At 73.9% G+C, this 18328-nt stretch carries 16 protein-coding genes and 1 pseudogene; 3 read left to right on the top strand and 14 right to left on the bottom strand.

Annotated elements, in window-relative coordinates; genetic code table 11:
• Positions 1–13: 13 nt before the first annotated feature.
• Positions 14–1549: an acetyl-CoA acetyltransferase gene (locus KPF47_RS25735; RefSeq protein WP_224391385.1), complete on the bottom strand. Its 1536-nt coding sequence runs from the start codon at positions 1547–1549 to the stop codon at positions 14–16.
• On the bottom strand, positions 1546–2658 hold the full coding sequence (locus tag KPF47_RS25730; RefSeq protein ID WP_255660475.1) for a nitronate monooxygenase family protein: 1113 nt from the start codon (positions 2656–2658) through the stop codon (positions 1546–1548). Before KPF47_RS25730 ends, KPF47_RS25735 begins: the two co-directional genes overlap by 4 nt.
• A 92-nt stretch (positions 2659–2750) precedes the next feature.
• On the opposite strand from KPF47_RS25730, the gene KPF47_RS40450 reads away from it, so the two are divergent.
• The gene (locus KPF47_RS40450) at positions 2751–3365 is read left to right on the top strand and encodes a TetR/AcrR family transcriptional regulator (protein WP_224391381.1); all 615 of its coding nucleotides are present in this window, start codon (positions 2751–2753) and stop codon (positions 3363–3365) included.
• On the opposite strand, the gene KPF47_RS25720 is transcribed toward KPF47_RS40450, so the two are convergent.
• Positions 3350–4039, bottom strand: coding sequence for a DUF899 family protein (locus KPF47_RS25720; RefSeq protein WP_224391379.1), 690 nt, complete (start codon positions 4037–4039; stop codon positions 3350–3352). The genes KPF47_RS40450 and KPF47_RS25720 overlap by 16 nt on opposite strands.
• 128 nt (positions 4040–4167) lie before the next feature.
• On the opposite strand from KPF47_RS25720, the gene KPF47_RS25715 reads away from it, so the two are divergent.
• The gene (locus KPF47_RS25715; protein ID WP_308015489.1) at positions 4168–6258 is read left to right on the top strand and encodes a glycosyltransferase family 39 protein; all 2091 of its coding nucleotides are present in this window, start codon (positions 4168–4170) and stop codon (positions 6256–6258) included.
• 110 nt (positions 6259–6368) lie between these two features.
• Here the strand turns inward: KPF47_RS25715 and KPF47_RS25710 are convergent, their stop codons facing one another.
• The 7 genes from KPF47_RS25710 to KPF47_RS25680 all read right to left on the bottom strand — a co-directional run bounded on the left by KPF47_RS25710 (position 6369) and on the right by KPF47_RS25680 (position 12449).
• Entirely contained in the window at positions 6369–7661 is a 1293-nt protein-coding gene (locus tag KPF47_RS25710; protein WP_224391377.1) for an HNH endonuclease signature motif containing protein, read from the bottom strand.
• A 373-nt stretch (positions 7662–8034) separates the two neighbouring features.
• Positions 8035–8484 carry a VOC family protein gene (locus KPF47_RS25705; RefSeq protein ID WP_224391375.1) on the bottom strand — a complete coding sequence of 150 codons (450 nt, stop codon included), beginning with the start codon at positions 8482–8484 and terminating at the stop codon, positions 8035–8037.
• Positions 8485–8494: 10 nt separating this feature from the next.
• Positions 8495–9700 carry a CoA transferase gene (locus KPF47_RS25700; protein WP_224391373.1) on the bottom strand — a complete coding sequence of 402 codons (1206 nt, stop codon included), beginning with the start codon at positions 9698–9700 and terminating at the stop codon, positions 8495–8497.
• A gap of 34 nt (positions 9701–9734) precedes the next feature.
• Positions 9735–9944 (bottom strand): hypothetical protein, encoded by a 210-nt coding sequence (locus KPF47_RS25695; protein ID WP_224391372.1) that lies wholly within the window; start codon positions 9942–9944, stop codon positions 9735–9737.
• Between the two features lie 228 nt (positions 9945–10172).
• Positions 10173–10403, bottom strand: a complete 231-nt coding sequence (locus KPF47_RS25690; RefSeq protein ID WP_224391371.1) for a hypothetical protein — start codon at positions 10401–10403, stop codon at positions 10173–10175.
• Complete coding sequence (locus KPF47_RS25685) at positions 10400–11677, bottom strand: S8 family serine peptidase (RefSeq protein ID WP_224391370.1); 1278 nt, start codon at positions 11675–11677, stop codon at positions 10400–10402. The genes KPF47_RS25690 and KPF47_RS25685 overlap by 4 nt, the downstream gene beginning before the upstream one ends.
• An 88-nt stretch (positions 11678–11765) precedes the next feature.
• Positions 11766–12449, bottom strand: coding sequence for an ANTAR domain-containing protein (locus KPF47_RS25680; RefSeq protein ID WP_224391369.1), 684 nt, complete (start codon positions 12447–12449; stop codon positions 11766–11768).
• Between the two features lie 349 nt (positions 12450–12798).
• On the opposite strand from KPF47_RS25680, the gene KPF47_RS25675 reads away from it, so the two are divergent.
• Complete coding sequence (locus tag KPF47_RS25675) at positions 12799–14439, top strand: long-chain fatty acid--CoA ligase (RefSeq protein WP_224391368.1); 1641 nt, start codon at positions 12799–12801, stop codon at positions 14437–14439.
• Between the two features lie 123 nt (positions 14440–14562).
• On the opposite strand, the gene KPF47_RS25670 is transcribed toward KPF47_RS25675, so the two are convergent.
• The 4 genes and pseudogenes from KPF47_RS25670 to KPF47_RS25655 form a co-directional block, all read right to left on the bottom strand.
• Positions 14563–15960, bottom strand: a complete 1398-nt coding sequence (locus KPF47_RS25670) for an integrase (RefSeq protein ID WP_224391367.1) — start codon at positions 15958–15960, stop codon at positions 14563–14565.
• The gene (locus KPF47_RS25665; protein ID WP_224391366.1) at positions 15960–16175 is read right to left on the bottom strand and encodes an AlpA family transcriptional regulator; all 216 of its coding nucleotides are present in this window, start codon (positions 16173–16175) and stop codon (positions 15960–15962) included. Before KPF47_RS25665 ends, KPF47_RS25670 begins: the two co-directional genes overlap by 1 nt.
• Positions 16172–17836, bottom strand: a complete 1665-nt coding sequence (locus tag KPF47_RS25660; RefSeq protein ID WP_224391365.1) for a helitron helicase-like domain-containing protein — start codon at positions 17834–17836, stop codon at positions 16172–16174. Before KPF47_RS25660 ends, KPF47_RS25665 begins: the two co-directional genes overlap by 4 nt.
• A pseudogene (locus KPF47_RS25655) lies at positions 17833–18168 on the bottom strand (hypothetical protein); the annotation flags it as partial. The pseudogene KPF47_RS25655 and the gene KPF47_RS25660, both read right to left, overlap by 4 nt.
• Positions 18169–18328 lie beyond the last annotated feature (160 nt).

The following is an 18328-nucleotide window of genomic DNA, read 5'->3' as shown; positions in this document are numbered from 1 at the left end:
GCCCGGTTACCCGTCAGCGCGGCGTGACGATCATCAGCTTCCCGTCGGGCCGGACCCGTACCGCCGCCCCGGCCGGGTCGCCGGCGAGCAGTTCCGGCAGCGCGTCGTCGCGGCCGCACCCGACGAACCGCGCACCGCCGTCGTCGAGCCGGCCGACGACGACCGCGTGCCGGCTGCCGTCGCGGTCGTGGCGCACCGTCCAGGTCTCGACGGTCGCCGTGCCGTCGGCGGCGGTCGTCGTCGGGACGGTGGGGACGGCGTCGAGCCGGGCCTGGATCCCGCCGCTGTCGTCGTCGCGCCAGGGGGCGGGGCGGGTGGAGTAGACCCCGGCGGAGTACTTGGACAGGAACCCGCCGTTCGCGCCGACCAGGCCGTACGTGCCCGGGTCGGCCCGCAGGCGTCGCACGACCTCGGCGACCGCGTGCATCGCGTAGTCGTTCCCCGGCCCGCCGAAGAACGGCAGCCCACCGGTGACGGTGAGCCCGCGCGGGTCGTCCGCGGCCAGCCCGAGGGGGTCGGCGACGCTGGACACCGCGATCGGGAAGCAGGAGTACAGGTCGATCGCGGCGAGGTCGTCCACGCCGGTCCCGGCCAGCTCCAGGGCGTGCCGGACGGCGGCCTCGGCGGCCGGGTAGGCGCCCAGGTCGGGGCGGTCGAGCACGGCCTGCTCGGTGAGGTCGGCGTGGCCGTGCAGGAACACCCACCGCTGCGGGTCGATCCCCAGGTCGTGAGCGGTGCCGACCGAGGTGAGGACGACCGCGGCGCCCTGGTTGACCTGGTCGCGCGAGACGAGGAACCGCGGGTACGGGTCGGTGATCATCCGGTTGCGGTCGTCGGGCGTGACGAGCTCGTCCGGCTCCCGGACCTGCGGCGCGGCGGCGTGCGGGTGCCCGGCGGCGACCCGGGTGAACGGGGCGAACAGCTCGCCCATCCCGTGGGCGTAGGCGTCCCGGCCGAGGCCGAGCCGGGCGCGGCGGGCGTTCTCGCACAGCGCGTAGTAGGCGGCGGGGGAGAGCACACCGTGCGCCTCGGCGACCGGGCTGCGCAGCTCCGAGCCGTACCCGCGGTCCCCCAGCGTGCCGCCGACGTGCTCGCCGTGGTCGGGCCGCTCGGCCTCGGGGCGCGACATCAGGTCCCGCACGGTCGACATCGCCTCGGCCCCGACGAGCAGCACCGCCCCGGCCTCCCCGCGGGCGATCGCGCCGGCGAACTCGGTGACCAGCCGCTGCGGGGACTGCCCGCCGACGACGTCGAGCACCGCCCGCTGCGGGTCGGCGCCGACGCGGCGGGCGACCGCGCGCGGGTAGTTGTCCGCCCGGCCCAGCGGCGCGACCGCCCCGGGCACCGACATCTCGAACTGCCGCACCCCGGCGACGACGGTCAGCGCCGCCGCGACCGCGGCCGGGTCGGCGCCGGTGTCGGCGAGCGCTGCGGCGGCCGCGGCGGCGCCGAGCCCGACCGGTGACAGGGCGGCGTAGCCGGGCTCGCCGATCCGCTCGGAGGCCTCCCCGACCCCGACGACGACGGGTGTCCGTGGGTCGAGACTCATCCGACCAGCCCCGCGAGCGCGGCGATGCGCCGCTCGCAGTCGCGCGCCATCTCCCGGGTGATCTCGCCCGCGCCGCGCAGCTCGGTGAACGCGCCGACGACCTGCCCGACGAAGAACGACTGCAGCTCCTGCGCGCCGGGGTTCCCGTCGTCGGCGGCGGCGTCGATGCTCGACCAGGCCTGCAGGGTCAGCAGCGGCTGCAGCGGCATCGGCAGCGGCGCCGGCGCGCCGGGCGCGGACCACGCGTCGTGGTAGGCGCTGCGCAGCTGCCGCGCGGGCTTGCCGGTCCGGGCGGGGGAGCGGACGGTGTCGCCGCTGCCCGCGGCGAGGAACTTGCGCTTCACCGACTCCGGCGCCACGTCCTCCACACTGGACAGCCACACCGAGCCGCACCACACCCCGGCCGCGCCCAGCGCGAGCGCGGCGGCCATCTGGTCGCCCGAGGCGATGCCGCCCGCAGCGAGCACCGGTCGGTCCCCGGCGACCTCGACGATCTCCGGGGTGAGCACGGTCGTCGCGATCGTGCCGGTGTGCCCGCCGGCCTCGGTGCCCTGCGCGACGAGCACGTCGACCCCGGCCGCGAGCTGCCGTTCGGCGTGCCGGCGGGTCCCGACCAGCGCGGCGACGGCCATCCCGGCGTCGTGTGCGCGCTCCACGAGATGAGGCGGCGCGGTGCCGAGCGCGTTCGCGACGAGCGCGGGCCGGTGGGCGAACACCGCGTCGAGCTGGGCCTCGGCACCGCGCCGGCTCATCCCCGCCGCGATCGCGTCGCGCCCGGGGTCGACCGGCAGCCGCGGGATGCCGTAGCGGTCGAGCAGGTCGTCGACGAAGGCGAGGTGCTCGGCCGGGAGCTGCGCGCGCAGCGCGGCGACGAGGTCCTCCCGGTCGGCGTCGACGTCGGCGGTCCGCTCCGGCACGAGCAGGTCGACGCCGTAGGGCCGCCCGTCGAGCTGCTCCTCGATCCAGTGCAGCTGCGCGTCGAGCTCCTCGGCGGTGTAGGTGACGGCGGCCAGCACCCCGAACCCGCCGGCACGGCTCACCTCGGTCACCACCGCCGGGGACCGGTTGAACCCGACGATCGGGTGCTCGACGTCCAGCAGATCGGTCAACGCTGTCCTGATCACAGCGTCGAGCCTATTACGGACGGACACCGTCCAGAAATGGGTCGGTGGTCACAGCGGCGTCTGGCAGGATCGCCGCCGTGCCCCCGCCGTCGCGCCGCAGCGGACGTCCGCGCGACCCGGACGTCGACCGTCGCGCCCTCGCCGCCGCCCGCGAGGTCTACGGCGAGCGCGGCTGGTCGGGGCTGTCGCTGGAGGAGGTGGCCCGCCGGTCGTCGATCGGCAAGGGGTCGCTGTACCTGCGCTGGCCGACCCGGGCGGCGCTGCTGGTGGCCGCGGTGCGCGACCGGGCCCGGTTCGTCGCCGACCTCGACACCGGCTCGCTGCGCGAGGACCTGGTGACCTTCGCCGAGCAGTGGACGGCGTTCGCCACGAGTGTGGACGGCCGGCTGGTCGAGCGGCTGCTCGTCGACTCCCACCGGGTCCCGGAGATCGCGGGTGCGCTCGCCGACGACGCCTATCCCGAGCACGTCCGCGGCGCCCGGACGATGGTGCGCCGGGGCATCGAGCGCGGCGAGCTCCCGGCCGGGACGTCGGTGGCACTGGTCGCGGACCTGGTCGCGGGGGCGGTGCGCAACCACGTCGCGACCACCCCCGCGCACCTCGCCGCCCGCGACGACGCCCGCGGGTACGCGGCCGCGGTCGTCGACACCGTCCTGGCCGGGGTGCGGGCGCGGGCTCAGCCCTCGCCGTAGGCCGCGGCGATCTCCTGCGGTCCGGCCCACCGGCTGTAGGTGGGGCCCTGCGGCCAGCCCTCCGGTGAGTCCTGCCAGACCTCCTGGCGGTCGTAGGGCAGCACGTCGACCAGCGGGAACAGGTGGGACAGCTGCTCGGTGCCGCGGCCGTCGGTGTGCCAGGTGCGGAAGACGCGGTCGCCGTCGCGCAGGAACACGTTGACCGCGAAGCCGCCGCCGGGCGGAGCGCCGACGTCGGCGCCGAAGCTGCTGTCGGCCGTCGAGTACCAGGTCATGGTGTTCCCGACGCGACGCCGGTAGGCGAGCGCCTCGTCGATCGGGCCCTGGGTCACGATCACGAAGCGGGCGTCGAACTTCTCCAGCCCGGCGAGCCGGGTGAACTGCGAGGTGAACCCGGTGCACCCGCCGCACTGCCACTCGGCACCGTCGTGCCACATGTGGCTGTAGACGATCAGCTGCGGGTGGCCGTCGAAGATCTCGGCGAGGCGGACGGGGCCGTCCTCGCCCTGGAGGACGTAGTCGGGCATCTCGACCATCGGCAGCCGGCGACGGGCGGCGGCGACGGCGTCGAGCTCGCGGGTGGCGGCCTTCTCCCGGACGCGCAGCGCGGCGAGCTCGCGCTCCCAGGTGGCGGCGTCGACGACGGGGGGCAGGGCGGTGGTCGTGTCGGTCATGTGAGGGGTGACCGCCGTCGCGTCCGGAACTCATCGCTCACAGACCGCGCACAGCGACCGGACAGCATCGCGACAGTGCCGGCGTCGACGGTGGGGTCCTACCGCCACGACCCCTGAGGAGATCGTCCGTGAGCACCGCGACCCCGGTCCGGCCGGGACGGCACCGCGCCGGAGCGCCGCCCGTCCCGCCGCAGACCGCCGCACCGCAGACCGCCCCGCCCGCCGTCCCGCCGGGGCGGGTGGCCCGCCTGCTGCGGGGCCCGGCGGGTGACCCGCGCTGGGCGCGGCCCGGGCTGGCGGTGCTGCTCGCCGGGACGGCGCTGCTGTACCTGTGGGACCTGTCGTCGTCGGGCTGGGCGAACGAGTTCTACGCCGCGGCGGTGCAGGCCGGGACGCAGTCTGTGACGGCGTGGCTGTTCGGGTCGCTGGACTCCGGGAACGCGATCACCGTCGACAAGCCGCCCGCGGCGCTGTGGGTGATGGTGGCCTCGGCGCGGCTGTTCGGGTTCTCCTCGTGGAGCCTGCTCGTGCCGCAGGCGCTGATGGGAGTGGGCGCGGTGGGGCTGCTGCACGCCACCGTGCGGCGGTGGGCGGGCCCCGGCGCGGGCCTGTTCGCCGGTGCGGCGCTCGCCCTCACCCCGGCGGCGGTGCTGATGTTCCGCTTCGACAACCCGGACGCGCTGCTGACGCTGCTGCTGGTCGTCGCGGCCTGGACGACCTCCCGCGCCGTCGACGCCGCCTCGGTGCGGACGTCCACCTGGTGGCTGGTCGCGGCCGGGTCGGCGGTCGGGGTCGCGTTCCTGACGAAGATGGGGCAGGCACTGCTGGTCGTCCCCGCGCTCGGGCTGGTGTACCTGGTCGCGGGCGCGCCCAGGCTGCGGACCCGGCTGGTGCAGCTGGGCGCCGCGGTGGTCGCGACGGTCGTCGCCGCAGGCTGGTTCATCGCGCTGGTCGAGCTGTGGCCGGCGTCCGAGCGGCCCTACATCGGCGGGTCGACGACCGACTCGCTGCTCGAGCTCGCGCTCGGCTACAACGGGATCGGTCGGCTGTTCGGGGGGTCGGGCAACGGCGGCGGGGGTGGCGGGGGTGGCAACGCCGGTTTCGGCGGATCGGCCGGTCCGCTGCGGTTGTTCACCGGTGAGCTCGCCTACGAGATCTCCTGGCTGCTGCCGGCCGCGCTGATCCTGCTCGTCGCCGGGCTGTGGGTCACCCGGCGGGCGCCGCGGACCGACCGGACCCGCGCGGCGTTGCTGCTGTGGGGTGGCTGGACGCTCGTCACGGCGGCGGTGTTCTCGATGATGAGCGGCACGATGCATCCGTACTACACGGTGGCGCTGGCCCCGGGGCTCGCCGGAGTGGTGGCGGTCGGCGGGGCGGCGCTGTGGCGGGAGCGGGGTGCCCGGTGGGCGCGGATCGTCGCCGCGACGACGGTGCTCGTCACCGGTGGCTGGGCGGTCGCGCTGCTGACGGCGAGCGCGGAGTCGTTCTCCTGGCTGTCCTGGCCGGTCGGGGCGGTCACGGTGGTCGCGGCGGGGCTGGTGCTCGCGCCCGGCCGGGGGCGCGCGGTGGTGCGGTCCGGACTGGTCGCGGTACTGATGGCGGGGATGCTCGGGACCGGGGTGTACGCGGTGGCGACGGCGTCGACCGGGCACACCGGCAGCATCCCCTCGGTCGGGACGGTGTCGAGCTCGTTCGGCACGGCCTCGGCTCCCTTCGGCGGCTCCGGCCCCGGCCCCGGCTCGGGCTCGGGCCCGGCCCCGGGCTCGGGCGGTCCGGGTGCGGGTGCGGGTGCTGCGTCAGGCTCGGGCGGTGCCGGGGGAATCGCACCCGGGCAGGACGGTGCTGGACCCGGCTCCGGCGGCGCGACCTCGGCGGAGCTGACCTCGCTGCTCGCCGCGACCCGGTCCTCGCCCGGGACGACCTGGGCGGCCGCGGTCGCCACGTCCCAGACCGCAGCGTCGCTGGAGCTGGCGAGTGGGACCGCGGTCATGTCGACCGATGGGTGGGCCGGCAGCGACTCCGCGGTCACCCTCGCCGAGTTCCGGTCCGACGTGGAGCAGGGCCGGATCGCCTACTACGTGGCGGGCGACCAGGGCGGCGGCCCCGGTGGGCAGAGGGACTCGACGAGCAGCCGGATCGCGACCTGGGTCGCCGAGCACTACACGGCGACGACCGTCGGTGGTCGGACCGTCTACGACCTGTCCGCCCCGACCTCCTGACCCGCTCGTCACCACCTCGCGCACCCCATCGGATCGGTGGGGTGCGCGCGGCGTTGCCGGTGGGTGCCCGGGCGAGGAGCTGTATCCACGCCCGGTCGTCGGCGTCGAGGTCATGTCGGTGCGCGCGGTGGTGGTGCGGTCGGCAGCGGTGGTGCCGGACCGCAGTACCTGTGTCCGGTCGGTGTCACGGTGACCACGATGCCGTCCGGAGCGCGGAAGACCTGCCACCCGGGTTGTTCGCGGACGTGGTTGTGGAACTCACACACCCCGCGCCCGTTGTCGAGCTCGGTGCGTCCGCCGTCGGCGTCGCGGTGGATGTGGTCGATGTGGCGGACGGGTGCGTCGCAGTAGGGCTCGCTGCACCGGTTCCCGGCGCGTGCCTTCACGAGGGTGGCGAGGAGTCCGGTGAAAGTGCGCTGTCGGGAGTCGCCGCCGATCACGATGCCCTGGTCGGTGAGCAGTCTGCGCAGGGACTTGGCGCCCTCGGGGTTGGCGAGCAGCTCGGCCGGGACCGGTCCGAAGCCGGGGATCTCCGCTGGCAGCGGGGAGGTGGGGTCGAGCAGGGCCTGCACGGGCACGGTGACCTGGACTTCCAGGTTCACCGCCGTCGCGCATGCCTGCCCGGTCACCCGCTCCACCAGGGTGTCGGCCAGAACCTGCCCGCGGGTGCGGGTCAAGGGTTCGGGGTCGACCTGGACCTCGACGAACGCCTTCTGCAGCGCGGCCAGGCAGGCGGCGCCCTGTTCGACCGGCACGTAGGCGGTGAGGTAGCTCATCGCATCCGGCGCGGGCCGCAGGGTGACCCGGCGCTCGACCCTGGCGGCGTGGACGCGGGCGCGGAACCGGTCGGGGGCGATCTCGGCGACCAGACGCCGGGTAATCGCCCGCAGGCGGCCGATGCCGTAGCGGACGAGGTCGGGCACGGCGGCGAGCCGGGCGTCGACCCGCGCGCGTTGGGTGGTGTTGAGGTCGCGGCATTCGACGGCGACCGCGGTGACCTTGGCGGCGCTGAGCTGACCGGTCACATGGAGGCGTCGGACGTCGTCGAGCCCGGCGTGCAGGTCGCGGGCCCGGGTTCGGGCCTCGGTGGTGGAGACCCGGCAGGCCAGTTGGATCTGGGCGACGACGGTGCGGTGGAGCTTGTCGGGATCCAGGTCGGTCGGGCCGTTCTCCACGTGGGTGCGGGCGAAGGCCCGGATGCGCGTCGACTGCAGTGCGGCGAGCGAGGCCTGGAGCGACTCGATCTCCTGGATCTCGTCGATCAGCTCGGCTTCGGACAACGTGGAGGTGTCGGCTGCGAGGGCGTGGTCGACGTGGAACCGGAGCAGGGTGAGGTCACCGGAGGGGAACCCGTCGCCGGGCACGCCGGTGGCGTGGGCGGGTGGTTCCTGGGTGGCGGTCACACCATCGAGGATACTCGAACGTGCGTTCGATCACTAGTTTCCGTTCGCGATCGCGAATCCGTGGCCTGCGGTGATGCGGACCGCTCGCGACGATGCCTCGTGGTGTGGTGACTGCGCGCCGAAGGGGCCAGTGAGATGCCGACCGGTTGCATCGTGAGTGGCGCGAGAGGGACGGCCGCACCGGGTACCCGTCGTGATTGCGTGGCTGCCACCGGCAGGAGGTGGCGAGGACGGATCGCGCACGGCCCCGGGCACTGGTCCGGGCCGGGGTCCGGCGACCGCGCCGGGGGACGACGCGCGGACGAGTGCGGCCACCGGAGCGACGCTGCCACCCGGACGACGCGACCTGGAACCGCAGAGCCCGACGGGGACCTCAGCCCCACTTTTCCCGCACCGAGGTGAACACCTTCTGCCCGTGCGAGAACTCCACGACGTTGCCGTCCGGATCGGTCAGCGCGCAGATGTAGCCCACCGGCCCCGGCATCTGCCGCGGCTCCCAGTGCAGGCACCCGGCGGCCCGGGCGCGGTCGGCGGCGACGTCGACGTCCTCGCGCGACGGCACCTCGATCCCCAGGTGGGCGAAGGGGCGCAGCAGGCCCAGCTCCCCGCCCCGCTCGGCGTCGAACGACACCAGCACCAGCACCATCGGCGTCTGGACCTGACCGGCGTTGGACAGCCAGACGCTCTGCCCGGCGGCGTCGGAGAAGCGTTCGACGACGGTGAGGGGGGTCATCGTCGTGTAGAAGTCGATGGCGGCGTCGAGGTCGCCGGTGGGCAGCGCGACGTGGGTCCACCGCGCCTCGGTCAGCTGTGCGTCGGTCACGGGGGACTCTCTACCCGACCACGCCGCGGTCGTGCAGCCCGCCGATGGTGCGCTCGTCGAGCCCGAGGACGTCGGCGAGCACCTCGTCGGTCTCGCGGCCGAGCTCGGGGGCGGCGCCGGCGTCGCCGTGGTCGGCGTCCCACCGGATCGGCGAGCGCGCGGTGATCCCGGTGGCACCACCGGGCAGTGCGAGGTCGGCGAGCAGGGGGTGCCCGCCCGCGCGGTGCTCGGCGACGACGTGGGTCATGCCCTGGTAGCGCCCCCACAGCACCCGCGCGGTGTTCAGCTCGGACTCGACGGTCGCCGAGTCCCGGGCGGCGAACCAGGGGCGCAGCACGGCGGCGATCGTCTCGCGCAGCCGGTACCGCTCGGTCTCCGAGGTCAGGTCGGCGTCGAGGGCGGGCTCCAGCGCGGCGAACACCGCGCCGGTACCGGTGACCGACACCAGCGCGTTCCACTGGGCCGGGGTCAGCGCCACGACCATCACCCGGTTCCCGTCGGAGCAGGCGAAGTCGACACCGAAGCTGCCGTAGACGTGGTTGCCGTGCCGTGGCCGCTCGTGTCCGCGCTCGTCGGCCTCGGAGAGCCAGCCCAGGTTCGCGACGCCGGCCAGCGCCACGTCGGACAGCGCGATCTCGGAGTACACCCCGGCGCCGGTGCGGGAGCGCTGGTACACCCCGGCGAGCACGGCCGTCGCGACCGACATGCCGGTCACCAGGTCCCACGCCGGCAGCACGTGGTTGACCGGGGCCGCGCCCTCCTCGCTGCCGGTGATCTGCGGGATCCCGACCTCGGCGTTGACGGTGTAGTCGACGGCGGGACGGCCGTCTGGGTAGCCCTGCACGCGCACGTGCACCAGGTCCGGGCGGCGCGCGACGAGTGCGTCGTTGGCCATCCAGCGCCGGCCCACGACGTTGTCGACGAGCACCCCACGGTCCGGGCCCGGCGCCGTCGCCAGGCCGAGGACCAGCTCGCGGCCCTCGTCGGACCGCAGGTCGATGCTGATCGAACGCTTCCCCTTGTTCAGCGAGCCCCAGTAGTAGGAGTCGCCGGTGCCGTGCCCGGCGGCGGGCCAGCGTCCGTGGTCGGGGCCGCCGCCGATCGGGTCGATGCGGATCACCGAGGCACCGAGCTGGGCGAGCGTCATGCCGCCGGTGGGACCGGCGACGAAGCTGGCGCACTCGACGACGTGCAGACCGGACAGCGGGCGCGACATGCCGACCATCCTGCCCGGTCCGGGCGGGGGCCGGTCAGAGGGCGTCGATCAGCCGCTGCCGGGCCAGGCGCTCGACCATCTCGGGGAGCGCAGCGGCGGGGACGACGTCGAGGTCGCGTCGGGAGCCGCGCACGACGTGGTCGACGAGGTCCGGGGACGCCCGGCCGGCGAACTCGGCGGCGAGCCGGTCGACGGCGGCCCGGACGGTGGGGTCGGTGACGGACGGGTGGACGGAGGCCTGCACAGGAGAAGTCGTTTCGGTCGAGGTGGTGTCCGGTACGCGGCTGAGTGCCGCGCCGCGCGGGATCGCGCGGTGCCGGTACGAGGTCGGTGGCACCGGCCGTGGCCGGGGCGCCGGGTCGGCGCCTCCCGGGGACGGTCCGGGCGGTTCGTCGTCCGCCGCCGCCGGAGTGTTACCGGGCGCGGTCGACTGCTCGCACCGTAGCGGACCCGCGGGTCGCGCGTCGACCGGTTATGCCGGACCCGGCTGATCGCGATCGAGGTGGACCTCGCGGTCCGGCTCGACCGCGGCGACCCCGGTGACGGCCCGCAGGGCGTCCGGGTCCGCGCACGTCCCGACGACCACCCCGACCCCCGCCAGCACCTTCTCCACCTGCAGCCCGGCGGCAGCACACGCCCGTGCGACGTCGTCGGCGACGTGCCCGTCGGCCACCGACACCAGCAGGCGCCCGGTCGTGCTCATCGGTCCGGGGCCCGGACGAGGCCCGCGCCGACGTCGCCCGAGGGCAGCGGCAGCCGCTGGGCGGCCTGGGTCAGCTGGGTCCACAGGTCACGTCCGCGGGCGCCGGTGCGCTGCGACCACAGTGCCGCGATGCCGGAGACGTGCGGGGTGGCCATCGAGGTCCCCGAGATCGTGTTGGTGCGCTGGGGCATCGGCCACGACGAGTAGACGTCCACGCCGGGTCCGGCGATGTCCACCTGCCCGCCCTCCACCGCGGAGCTGGCCGCGGAGAAGTCGGCGATGGCCAGGGCGGCGTCCACCGCGGCGACCGCCATGATCGACGGGCTGTTCGCCGGGACGCCGACGAAGCCGACGTTCCCGGTCGAGCGCTCCGCGTTGTTACCGGCCGCGGCGATGATCAGGGTGCCGGCGTCCAGGGCGCGACGCCCGGCGTTCTCGTAGGCGGCGGAGACCTCGTTCAGGTCCGCACCCAGCGACATCGACACGACCTGCGCGCCGGAGGAGATCGCCCACTCGATGCCCTCGAGGATCCCGGCGTCGGTGCCGGAGCCGTCGTCGCCGAGCACCTTGCCGACCAGGATCCGCGCCTCGTGGGCGATGCCGTAACGGCGTCCCGAGCCGGGGGCGAGCGGCCCGCAGGAGGTGCCGATGCAGTGCGTGCCGTGCCCCTGCACGTCGGCGACCTCCTGGCCGTCGACGAAGGAGCGCGACTCGATCTGCCGGCCGGCGAAGTCGGGATGGCCGAGGTCCAGGCCGGTGTCGAGGACGGCGACGGTGATCCCGGCGCCGGTCTCGGCGGCGACGTCCGCCCCGGTGGCCTGCAGCCCCCAGGTGGCCTGGTCGGTGTCGGCGAACCGGGCCGCGACGGGTGCGTCGGCCGCCCCGGTCGCGGCGGCGCGCTCGGCCAGGAAGCCCGCCGCGTCGGCGAACCCGCGCAGGTAGTCCGCGCTCAGCCCGGGCCCGGCCGGGAGGTCGGACAGGGCGCGCTGCACGCGCTCGGGCTCCACCGACAGCACCCGCCGGTCGCCGCGCACCGTGCGCAGCCGGGCCGGGTCCAGCTCGGCGACGGCGACGCCGAGCCGGGCGAACAGCGTCGGGTGGACCCCCGGGGTGTCGTCGCGGCTGCTGGTCACCTCGGACAGGCCGGTCAGCTCCGCCACCGCCGAGCGGGCCGTGTCGTGGTCGGCCAGCAGGTCGTCGCTGAGCACCAGCAGGTACCGGCCGGTCAGCGTGCCTGCGGTCCGTCCCGGAACGGCCGCGTGCGGGTCCACCATGTCGCCTCCGTCGATCGACGTCTCGGCCACCCATCGTGCCCCAGTGATCGCGCTCCGGCACGGTCTGCGGCGTACGGGTGTGTCGGCCTCACGACCTCGGCTCGACCGTGTCCTCCAGCAGCGCCTCGGCGACCACGTGCAGCTTCCGGTTGGTCTCGTGCGAGAGCCGGCGCAGCAGGGCGAACGCCTCGTCGGCGGAGCAGCCGCGCCGGGCCATGAGCGCCCCCTTGGCCTGCTCGATGCTCACGTGCCGGGCGAAGCGGGCGCGCAGGTGGGTGTTCTCCGTGTCCAGCGCGCGGACCAGCGCGGCGGCGGCGAGGTCGCCGTCGCCGGGCCCGGGACCGAGCAGCCCGGTGACGTCCTCGACGTGGTGCAGCACCCCGACCACCCGCCCGTCCGGAGCCGCCAGCGGCGAGTTCACCGTGACCCACAGCCGCTCCACGAAGCCGGGCGTGGCCGTCGCGGCGGGCACGTCGTGGCGTCGGACGGGCAGGTGGTCGCGCTGCCCGAGACGCAGCACCCGCGACAGGGACGCCGTCAGCGTGGCGACGCCGTCGGCGCCGGGCCGCTGCGGGTCGTCCGGCAGCGCCTCCGTCAGCGGCCGGCCGACCAGCTCGCCGGGCACGCGCAGGGTCGCCGTGCAGAAGGCCTCGTTCGCCCCCACGACCGTGAGGTCGTGGTCGAGGACCGCGTAGGGGGAGCGCGTGGCGCGGAACGCGGGATCGTCGCAGCAGGCGCGCAACAGCAGCGCGTCCGAGGACCCGGAAAGCATCTCGACCTCCGCCGCGCCGGAACGCGACGGTTCGGCGGATGCCGCGGCGAGCGGCACCGGAGGCCTGGCCCGGCGCGACCGGCAGATGGTGTCTGCGCGGAAACGGTTCCCGGGGGACCCGGGATGCCGGGCCGGTTGCTTGACCCTGCGTGCTCGCGCCCGGAACCTGACGGTTCGCGGACGTCGTCGAGAACGTTAGGACAGTGCGTCACCGGTGCGGACAGTGGGTGTCCGATTGCTCCGGACGCCGGGTCCGCCACCGCCGGATGCCGTGACCGGATAGTCCATTCCGTATACGACATTACGGTAGGGTCGCGCCGACCCCACCCGACCGCCCCCAGGAGCAACGATGCTCGGTCTGATGCAGGACCGTCCCCTGACGCTGCCGCACGTGTTCCACCGTGCCGAGCAGTACTTCGGACACAAGGAGATCCACACCGCCACCCCGGCGGGCACGGTCCGCACGACCACGGTCGCCGAGTGGGCCGTGCGCACCCGCCGGCTGGCCACGGTGCTCGACACCCTCGGGATCTCGTCGGACGGCCGGGTCGGGACGTTCTGCTGGAACACCGACCGGCACCTGGAGCTGTACCTGGCGGTTCCGTGCACCGGCCGGGTCCTGCACACGCTCAACCTGCGCCTGTTCCCCGACCAGCTCGTCTACGTGGCCGACCACGCCGAGGACGAGGTCGTGTTCGTCGAGCGCTCCCTGCTCGGCCTGTTCTGGCCGCACGTGGACCGGATGACCACGGTGCGCCACGTCGTCGTCATCGACGACGGCGCGCCGACCGAGATCCCCGACGACCCGCGCATCCGGCACTACGAGGAGCTCCTGGCCGCGGCCGAGCCGTTCGCCGGACGCTTCGACGTCGCGGACGAGAACACCGCCGCCGCCATGTGCTACACCTCGGGCACCACGGGCAACCCCAAGGGCGTCGTCTACTCGCACCGCTCGACGCTGCTGCACTCGCTCGCGACGCTGTTCGCCGACGGCGTCGGGCTCCGCGAGCGTGACGTGGTCCTGCCGGTGGTCCCGATGTTCCACGCCAACGCCTGGGGCCTGCCCTACGGCTGCCTGCTCGCCGGGACCTCGCTGGTGCTGCCCGGGCCCGGCATGACCCCGGACGCGCTGCTGTCGTTGATCCAGGACCACCGGGTCACCGTCGCGGCGGGGGTCCCGACGATCTGGATGGGCCTGCTGCCCAGGCTCGGCGAGTACGACTGCTCCTCGCTGCGGGTCCTGCTCTGCGGCGGATCGGCGGTGCCGAAGTCCATGTCCGAGGGCTTCCGCGCGGCGATCGGCCTGCCGGTCCTGCAGGGCTGGGGGATGACCGAGACCTCGCCGGTGGCGACCCTGGGCGTGCTGCGGTCCCAGCACGACGACCTGTCCGACGACGAGAAGGCCACGGTGCGGTCGCTGCAGGGCCCGCCGGTCCCGCTCGTGGACCTGCGCATCGCCGACCCCGAGACCGGCGCCGAGCAGCCCTGGGACGGCACCAGCAGCGGCGAGGTGCAGGTGGCGGGCCCGTGGATCGCGTCGGAGTACTACCGCGGCGAGGGGGGCGGCACGCAGTTCACCGGCGACGGCTGGCTGCGCACCGGGGACGTGGCGGTCGTGGACGGCTCGGGGTACGTCAAGCTCGTCGACCGCACCAAGGACCTGGTCAAGTCCGGTGGCGAGTGGATCAGCTCGGTGGAGCTGGAGAACGAGATCATGGCGCACCCGAAGGTCGCCGAGGCCGCGGTCATCGCGATCCCGCACGAGCGCTGGGTGGAGCGCCCGATGGCCTGCGTCGTGGTGAAGGACGGTGAGACCCTCACCGCCGACGAGCTCCTCGCCTTCCTCACCGACCGGGTCGCCAAGTGGTGGCTGCCCGACGCCGTCGAGTTCATCGACGAGGTGCCCAAGACCAGCGTCGGCAAGTTCTCCAAGAAGACACTCCGGGAGAAGTTCGAGGGCTACCGGGTGGCCGCACCCGACGCCGGCTGACGGCGCGTACCAGCGGAAACGCCATCCGTCGGCCCCGGCCCCGTCTGTGGGGGTCCGGGGCCGACCGGTGCCGTGTGTGGGCGTCCACGGAACACTGACGGAACAGTGAGCCGGACCCGTGTCTCATGTGGACGGTCCGTCCAGCAGCGCCGCGATCCGCGCGTTGTGGGTCGCCCGCTCGCCGTCGATGCACTTGGCGTAGACGGTGAGCAGCACCGCCACCGAGTGGCCGGCCCGAGCGGCGACCTCCGTGGGTGGCACACCCGCGTTCAGCCAGGTCGACACAGCCGCATGACGGAGATCGTAGGGGCGCCGTGCGAGCGGTGACGCCGCCTGTTCCGGGGTGAGGCCGATCTGCCGAGCAATGGTCCACACGTCCGTGTACACCGAGGTCGGGACTCCACCGCCGCCGACACCACGGAACAGTCGGCCGTCCGGAGTGGTGCCGTACTCGTCCCGGTGCGCGGCGAGAGTCGCGACCAGTACAGGCGGGATCGGGACCACTCGGACGGCCTCGGCACGGCGGTGCTTCAGTGGGCGATCGGCGTCGCTGCCGGTATCGCGGAAGTGACGTCCGCTGATGTCCGGGCGTGCTCGCGCGAGCCGTAGCTCTCCCCAGCCCTCGGCGGGCAACACGCAGTCGGTGCGCCGTAGGCCCAGCGCTTCGGAGGGGCGTAGACCTGCGTAGTAGAGACAGCAGAAGAACGCGTGCAGCCGCCGTCCACGGTCGCGGTGGTCGGTGCGGACCGGCGTCGTCACGTAGCTCACCGCGGCGAGAAGCTGGCGCGCCTGCAGCGGGTTCACCACCACCCTCGGATCGATCGCGCCCGCCCCGCCGGCGAGCGGAAGCCGTCGTCCCGTGAGCGGGTTGACGTCGAGCCACCCCGAGGCCACTGCGAACGCGAGCGCCCGATGCAGAATCGACCGCCGCGTGTCCCAGGTCGACGACGCGAGGTGGCGTCCGTCCGCGGTCCGACCGAGTGCGCCCAGCAGCTCGACTACCTCCTGGCCCTGCCCCATCTCGCCCACCAGCCGGGACGCGCGACGGAGCCACGACGCGTTCGCGATCTCCGTGCCGGTCAACGGCAACGAGCGGTGAGGCGGAGGAAGCAAGCGGGTGGAGAGGAGTCGTTGAAGTTCGGTCCGCGGTGGCGGACGGTCCAGACGACGCACGAACAACGGCACCGCGGCGGACAGATGCATGACCGCCGCCCGCCGGGTGTTCGGTGGCGCCCCGCTCTGCCACAGGTGGTCGACGTAGCTCGTGGCGACGTCGAGCAACGACCGCTCGTTCTGACGTCTCCGTGCTGACTCCGGAAGGCCAGTAGCGACGTCGAAGCGCTCACCGGCCCGCTGCGCGCGGATGAGGTCCGTCCGGAACGACTCCGCCAGGGCCTTCGTCGCGAACCACTCGGAGTGCTCCTTGCCCGCTGTCCGCCACCGCACGCCGTACTTCCGACGGCGGTTCGAGGCGGTCGCGATCTTCCAGACGCTTACGTCGAACGTCGTCGAGCCGTGCATTACGCGGCCCGCCGGTCCGGGCCATCTCGCAGCGCTTCCAACCAGTCGAGCAGGTCACCGCGCCGGATACGGAGATGACCGTTGGGTAGGCGCAGGCATGGCGGGGCGGTGCGCTTCTCGCGCCACTCGTAGAACGTGTCCCGCGAGACGCCCCCGAGCAGTTCGAGGACCTGGCGCACGGTCAGCAGCTCGTCCCGGTCGATCGTCGTCGTCATGCCGCTGCTCCCTCGGTTGCCGAACGGTCGTCGGGCGGGGCGTCGCTGGTGGCCAGGACGGCGGCGTCGTAGTCGGCGCGCCATCGGGAGCGTTGGTTGATCGCGTGAAGGAGCAGCACGGTGCGGGGTGGGACGTCGCCGTCACCGGGTTTGGTGGTCTCCCAGGTGAAGGGGCCGTCGTCGACGGCGTAGGCGGGCTGTACCCCGGCCCGGTCGAGGAGTTGCCGAACGAACGCCGTCCGCTCGGCCCGGTGGTCGGAGAGCGACTTGTTGGACCACTTGCGGGAGACCAGCACCCGGCGCCCGGCGATGCCGAGGTGTTCGGCCTTGTGGGCTTTGCCCTTGCAGTGCCCGGGTGTGGTTCCGGGGCGGGCTCCCTTGGGTTCGATGCCGTAGAGCAGCCAGATCGGGCAGCGCGGCGAGCACGGCGTGATCGCGAGTTCGGCGGCCAGGCGGCGGGCGTGCTCGCGCTGACGGGACGTCGCGGACTCGTCGAGGCCGGCGGCCTGCCCGACGCTCTTGGTGAGGTACTTCGTCAGGTAGCCGATGTGCCGACCGGCCTCCTCAGAACCGCCGAGGATGCCCTTCACGTGGACCTGCGGCCCGAACACCACCGTGTGCGCCGGAACCGCGAGGACGTCCGGGTCGGTGGCCTCGTCCCAGGTCGGCAGCGGCTCGCGAGTCTCGGGATCGACGAACGCCTTGTAGTGGTGGTCCCAGCGCGGGAGCCGGTCCCCGCTGTAGACGATCTCGTCATGGGCCGGCCACCAGACCTGGTGGTAGGTGGCGGCGGTGATCGCTCGGAGCTCCGAACGCGGGACGGTGCCGCGGATGGCGGCGTGGAAGTGCGGTGCCCCACGCTTCTGGGGTTCCACGGTGCCGAAGTACTGCACGTCCCAGCCCACGCAGCGGCGGGTGTTCTGCCAGAACCGGTCGAGCAGCTTGGGGAAGTGGATCGCATCGCGGGCGGCCCGGCGGTAGTCGTAGGAGTCCGGGTCGAGCGCGGCCCCGTGCTTGTCCACCCGCCCATAGGTGTCCAGGGTGAGCGTGAGGAAGGTCGAGGGCCGGTACTTGCCGCCGAACACCCGCCCGAGGGTGCGGTCCTCCACCGGGCGGCGGGGCAGGTTCGGTGCGTCCTGCCGACGCCGGGTCGAGCGCCGCACGGTCTGTGGTGTCGGGTCGAGCGGGGCCAGGCGGCCGCGGACCCCGAGGGCGCGTAGCTCCTGGTCGACCTCGGCGACGGTCTCGCGGATCTCCTCGCACTCCTCCTCGTCGCCCTTGGCGCGGGCGTCGGTGTAGGCGGCGTGCAGGTCCGCCCGGACCGTCATCAGCTCCTTCTGCGCCGCGGTCGGGTCAGCAGGCTTGGCGATCGGCTCGTCCTCGAGGTGCCAGCCCTCGCGGCACTGGACCATGCGCAGGCGTCGGGCCTTCTCCGCACACGGGCGGCACTGGTCCTCCCGCGTCGAACCGCACGGCACCGGGACGACGTCGACCCGGCCGCTGCTCTGGTCAATGCGGCGCATGGCGAGCGGTCGGACGCAGACGCCGTGGTCTTCGGCGAGCTGGGTGGCGACCTCGTTGGACAGCGCCAGCATGGCCTTCTGGGCGCGGGTGAGCTTGTCCTGATCGATCGGCTCGGAGTCGGTCTCGGTGGTGTTCATGCGGCACCTCCGGTGGGCAGGGCGGGCGTGCCGGGGCGGAAGGGCAGCACCGGCGCAGGCCTCCGGGCCGGATCCGGCGAGGGCGCGGCGACGAACCGCTCCAGGGCCTTGATCGCCTCGTCGGGTACCCAGGCGGCCCGGACGCGCAGGGGTTCGCGGACGCCCTCGCCGAACAGATACCCAACGCCGGCCTCGGACTCGCCGATGCGGTTCGCCCACGCACCCCGGTCGTAGGCGTTGTCGCCCAGCACCATCCCGACGTGGGACTTGGTGGCCACGCGCAGGCAGATGCGGCGCGGGAACAGCTCCCGCACCGGGACGGTGTCCTTAGAGGTCGTTTCAGAACGACTTGTCGAGTTTCCATTGACCCCTCGACGACAGATCAAACGGCAGGTCAGATAGCCGCTTGTCGTCTACAACAGACACGTCGACCTCGTTCTGAAATGACCTCTTAGAGGTCGTTTCAGAAGTCGGCGTGTCGGTCCTGTGTGG

The organism is Pseudonocardia sp. ICBG1293 (genome assembly GCF_020131355.1).
In the GTDB taxonomy this organism is placed as follows: Bacteria; Actinomycetota; Actinomycetes; order Mycobacteriales; family Pseudonocardiaceae; genus Pseudonocardia.
Note: the sequence above shows the minus strand (reverse complement) of the source record. Positions and strands in the feature narration are given on the sequence as shown.

Excerpts from the sequence above, each read along its gene's own strand:
- KPF47_RS25735 (WP_224391385.1), bottom strand. The coding sequence starts at position 1,549 with ATGAGTCTCGACCCACGGACACCCGTCGTCGTCGGGGTCGGGGAGGCC.
- KPF47_RS25720 (WP_224391379.1), bottom strand. The coding sequence starts at position 4,039 with ATGACCGACACGACCACCGCCCTGCCCCCCGTCGTCGACGCCGCCACC.
- KPF47_RS25700 (WP_224391373.1), bottom strand. The coding sequence starts at position 9,700 with ATGTCGCGCCCGCTGTCCGGTCTGCACGTCGTCGAGTGCGCCAGCTTC.
- KPF47_RS25690 (WP_224391371.1), bottom strand. The coding sequence starts at position 10,403 with ATGAGCACGACCGGGCGCCTGCTGGTGTCGGTGGCCGACGGGCACGTC.
- KPF47_RS25685 (WP_224391370.1), bottom strand. The coding sequence starts at position 11,677 with ATGGTGGACCCGCACGCGGCCGTTCCGGGACGGACCGCAGGCACGCTG.
- KPF47_RS25680 (WP_224391369.1), bottom strand. The coding sequence starts at position 12,449 with ATGCTTTCCGGGTCCTCGGACGCGCTGCTGTTGCGCGCCTGCTGCGAC.
- KPF47_RS25675 (WP_224391368.1), top strand. The coding sequence starts at position 12,799 with ATGCTCGGTCTGATGCAGGACCGTCCCCTGACGCTGCCGCACGTGTTC.
- KPF47_RS25670 (WP_224391367.1), bottom strand. The coding sequence starts at position 15,960 with ATGCACGGCTCGACGACGTTCGACGTAAGCGTCTGGAAGATCGCGACC.
- KPF47_RS25665 (WP_224391366.1), bottom strand. The coding sequence starts at position 16,175 with ATGACGACGACGATCGACCGGGACGAGCTGCTGACCGTGCGCCAGGTC.
- KPF47_RS25660 (WP_224391365.1), bottom strand. The coding sequence starts at position 17,836 with ATGAACACCACCGAGACCGACTCCGAGCCGATCGATCAGGACAAGCTC.